The following is a 3,179-nucleotide window of genomic DNA, read 5'->3' on the forward strand; positions in this document are numbered from 1 at the left end:
GAGATAATGCTCCCAATCAGGACGAAGGGCAGGGCCTCAATGATAATGGATAGAAAGATGGCTCCTGCCTGCAGGACGCTGTCCGGCAGCTGGGAAAAGAAATTCATCTTTTGTCAGCCTTCTGATCTTGCGTTTTTTTCTTATCTTTTTCATCCTCCGGAAATTCAACCTTTTCTACCTTGGGCAAGGTTGCGAACTCTTCAAACATCTTATCCAAGTCATCGGATTTGGTAAATTTAATAGCCATAAAAAACCTCATTTCAAAAATTATTTAGTTCCATTATACTACCAAAAAGGAAAAAATGATATTTAAAAACGTGAGAAAAAAGTCAGAAAAGCACTTGACAAGTGATATATATATATAATTAAAGTTGAGAAAAAGTTGGGAGATTATTATGGCTAAAATTATCAAAGTAACTGAGTCGGAAGTTACAATTGCAAAAGATGACTCATCTGTCATCAAAGTTCTGCGTTCAAATTTGGACTTTGAACCTGCTTCTGGAGAAATTGTAGAAGTCTATGATACCGGAGAAGAAATTATTGTTCATCGTTCAAGACAAACGACAGCGGATAACTTGCAGGATAAAATCAATATCAATATTGTCAACGAAAATAATAACAGCCAAAGTCAGATAGTTTACGGAGCTGGTCAGGGGCGGCTCGTAAACAAAATGGTTTATGCTCTCTTGGCTATCTTTTTGGGGACTTTTGGTGTACATCAGTTCTATGCTGGAAAGATCGGTTCAGGTTTTATGTATCTGATTTTTTCTTGGACAGGTATTCCTACCATCGTGAGTCTGTTCCAAGGTATTTCAGCCTTGCTGAGGCCTGCGGATGCCAATGGAAATATTTTTGTATAAGGATAGAAAAGCTGGAGAAGTTCTTCAGCATTTTTTATTCCTAAAATGAGCTTCGAAACTGTCGTCCTCTCTCCCTCACCGCCTTACCTGAAACTTTTCTTAAACTGTCACTAAATAGTTGTAAAAAGTTCTAAGTTTCAAACTTATTATGGTATAATAGAGCCGATATGGAAAATATAACTATTGCAAAAATCGCTCAGGAACTGGGCATTAAAGAAAGTCAGATTACTAAAGTTTTGGAATTGACCGCCGAAGGCAATACCATTCCTTTTATTGCCCGCTACCGTAAGGAAATAACAGGCAACCTCGATGAGGTCCAGATTAAGTCCATCATTGACTTGGATAAGAGCCTGACGGTTTTGGCTGAGCGCAAGGCTGTGGTTCTGGCCAAGATTGAGGAGCAGGGCAAGCTGACAGACCAGCTGCGCTCGGAGATTGAAGCGGCTGAAAAGCTGGCCGATATTGAAGAACTCTACCTGCCATATAAGGAAAAACGCCGGACCAAGGCGACTCTGGCGCGTGAAGCGGGTCTCTTTCCGCTGGCCCGGCTCATCCTGCAGGATGCGTCTCATCTGCAGGCAGAAGCTGAGAAACTTACGAGTGAGGCCTTTCCGACAGCTGAGGCGGCTCTGGCCGGAGCGGTGGATATTCTGACCGAGGCCATCTCAGAAGACACCAAGCTGCGGGCCTGGACCTATCATGAAATCCAGACCAACTCTGCTATCTATTCCAAGGTTAAAGACGGGGATCTGGATGACAAGCAGGTTTTTCAGATTTACTATGATTTTTCTGAAAAAGTCGCAACCATGCAGGGCTACCGCACGCTGGCCCTCAACCGCGGAGAAAAGCTGGGGATTCTCAAGGTTGGCTTTGAGCATCATGTAGATAAAATCATTCGCTTTTTTGAAGTGCGCTTCAAGGTTAAAAATAACTACATAGTGGAAGCCGTTCAGCAGGCGGTCAAAAAGAAGATCCTTCCTGCTATGGAACGCCGCATCCGCACCGAGCTGACAGAGGCAGCAGAGGATGGGGCTATTCAGCTTTTTTCGGACAATCTGCGCAGCCTGCTCTTGATTGCACCTCTGAAGGGGCGCGTGGTTCTGGGCTTTGACCCAGCCTTTCGGACCGGAGCCAAACTGGCTGTGGTGGATGCGACCGGCAAGATGCTGACGACACAGGTCATCTATCCGGTGCCGCCGGCAAAACCGGCCCAGATTGAGGCAGCTAAGAAAGAACTGTCTCAGCTGATTGGTCAGTTCGGAGTAGAAATTATCGCTATTGGAAATGGCACAGCCAGCCGCGAGAGCGAGGCTTTTGTAGCCCAAGTGCTGAAAGAGCATCCGCAGGTCAGCTATGTCATCGTCAATGAAAGCGGAGCTTCGGTCTATTCTGCCAGTGAGCTGGCCCGGCACGAATTTCCGGATTTGACCGTTGAGAAGCGTTCGGCTATCTCTATTGCCCGCCGCCTGCAGGACCCGCTGGCAGAGCTGGTCAAGATTGATCCCAAGTCCATCGGAGTCGGCCAGTACCAGCATGATGTCAGCCAGAAGAAACTGACGGAAAGTCTGGATTTCGTAGTGGATACAGTGGTCAATCAGGTCGGGGTCAATATCAATACCGCCAGCCCGGCCCTGCTGGCCCATGTTGCCGGACTGAATAAAACCATCTCTGAAAATATCGTCAAGTACCGGGAGACCGAAGGATTGATTACCTCACGGGAGGCGATCAAAGAGGTCCCCCGTCTGGGTGCTAAAGCTTTTGAGCAGGCTGCCGGCTTCCTCCGCATTCCCGAAAGCGACAATCTGCTGGATAATACTGGTGTTCACCCAGAGAGCTACCCGGCTGTCTCTCGTCTGTTTGAACGGCTGGACATCCGCCAGCTGGATGCAGCCGCTCAGGCCAGATTAAAGGCCGTCAAGGTAGAAGAGCTGGCTTCCCAGCTGGGCATCGGTCAGGAGACTCTCAAGGATATTATTGCTGATCTGCTCAAGCCCGGCCGCGATTTGCGTGACTCGTTCGATGCGCCGGTTCTGCGGCAGGATGTGCTCAATATCCGCGATTTGCGTATCGGCCAGAAGCTGGAGGGCGTTGTCCGCAATGTCGTTGATTTCGGTGCCTTCGTTGACATCGGTATTCACGAGGACGGTCTCATCCATATTTCCAAGCTGAGCAAGGACTATATTAAGCACCCCAGCCAGCTCTTATCAGTTGGTGATTTAGTCACTGTCTGGGTGGACAAACTAGATGTGGAGCGGGAGAAGGTCAACCTCTCCCTGATAGCACCAAATGAATCTAACTGATTATGTTAAGCAGGTTTCG

The 3,179-nt window shown here is 47.7% G+C and carries 3 protein-coding genes and 1 pseudogene; 2 read left to right on the forward strand and 2 right to left on the reverse strand.

The genetic code is table 11. The features are described from left to right. Together STRDD11_RS04655 and STRDD11_RS13580 are read right to left on the reverse strand one after the other, a co-directional pair. Nucleotides 1-107: pseudogene (locus STRDD11_RS04655) on the reverse strand (permease); the annotation flags it as partial. Then, on the reverse strand, nucleotides 104-247 hold the full coding sequence (locus STRDD11_RS13580) for an SPJ_0845 family protein (RefSeq protein ID WP_164828378.1): 144 nt from the start codon (nucleotides 245-247) through the stop codon (nucleotides 104-106). The gene STRDD11_RS13580 and the pseudogene STRDD11_RS04655, both read right to left, overlap by 4 nt. A gap of 148 nt (nucleotides 248-395) precedes the next feature. Between STRDD11_RS13580 and STRDD11_RS04660 the strand changes: the two genes are divergently transcribed. After that, the gene (locus STRDD11_RS04660; RefSeq protein ID WP_206512676.1) at nucleotides 396-860 is read left to right on the forward strand and encodes a TM2 domain-containing protein; all 465 of its coding nucleotides are present in this window, start codon (nucleotides 396-398) and stop codon (nucleotides 858-860) included. Between the two features lie 167 nt (nucleotides 861-1,027). Then, nucleotides 1,028-3,160, forward strand: coding sequence for a Tex family protein (locus STRDD11_RS04665; protein ID WP_128835864.1), 2,133 nt, complete (start codon nucleotides 1,028-1,030; stop codon nucleotides 3,158-3,160). The last annotated feature ends 19 nt before the right edge of the window (nucleotides 3,161-3,179 follow it).

Source organism: Streptococcus sp. DD11 (assembly GCF_001578865.1).
In the GTDB taxonomy this organism is placed as follows: Bacteria; Bacillota; Bacilli; order Lactobacillales; family Streptococcaceae; genus Streptococcus; species Streptococcus panodentis.

Excerpts from the sequence above, each read along its gene's own strand:
- STRDD11_RS13580 (WP_164828378.1), bottom strand. The coding sequence starts at position 247 with ATGGCTATTAAATTTACCAAATCCGATGACTTGGATAAGATGTTTGAA.
- STRDD11_RS04660 (WP_206512676.1), top strand. The coding sequence starts at position 396 with ATGGCTAAAATTATCAAAGTAACTGAGTCGGAAGTTACAATTGCAAAA.
- STRDD11_RS04665 (WP_128835864.1), top strand. The coding sequence starts at position 1,028 with ATGGAAAATATAACTATTGCAAAAATCGCTCAGGAACTGGGCATTAAA.